Below are 618 nucleotides of genomic sequence, written 5' to 3'. Positions count from 1 at the left end.
GTGACCGTCAACGCCGCGCACCACGTGCCAGCCGTAGGCTTCAAAGCGTTTGGCGGTATCGTCGGTGAACCAGCCTTCAACGTGGCCGTCGATGGAGATGCCGTTGTCATCATAGAAGGCCACCAGTTTGCCCAGCTTCAGGGTACCGGCCAGGGAGCACACTTCGTGAGAAATGCCTTCCATCATGCAGCCATCGCCCATGAAAGCGTAGGTGTAGTGGTCGACGATGTCGTGCCCCGGACGGTTGAACTGCGCCGCCAGAGTTTTCTCGGCGATAGCCATCCCGACCGCGTTAGCGATACCCTGGCCCAGCGGACCGGTAGTGGTTTCCACGCCCGCGGTGTAGCCGACTTCCGGGTGGCCCGGCGTTTTAGAGTGCAGCTGGCGGAAGTTTTTCAGCTCTTCAATCGGCAGATCGTAGCCAGTGAGGTGCAGCAGGCTGTAAATCAGCATCGAACCATGGCCATTGGATAGTACAAAACGGTCACGGTCAGCCCAGGCCGGATTGTTCGGGTTATGGTTCAGGAAATCACGCCACAGCACTTCGGCAATGTCAGCCATACCCATCGGGGCACCCGGGTGGCCGGATTTGGCTTTCTGTACAGCGTCCATGCTCAG

Annotated in this window: 1 pseudogene; it reads right to left on the bottom strand. The window is 59.1% G+C overall.

Annotated elements, in window-relative coordinates:
- A pseudogene (locus ACQUTP_RS25690) lies at positions 1 to 618 on the bottom strand (transketolase); the annotation flags it as partial.

It is taken from the genome of Klebsiella sp. 2-CIP_Kleb. (assembly GCF_050378715.1).
GTDB classification, from domain to species: Bacteria; Pseudomonadota; Gammaproteobacteria; order Enterobacterales; family Enterobacteriaceae; genus Klebsiella; species Klebsiella quasipneumoniae.
This window is presented reverse-complemented; position numbering and strand designations above follow the sequence as displayed.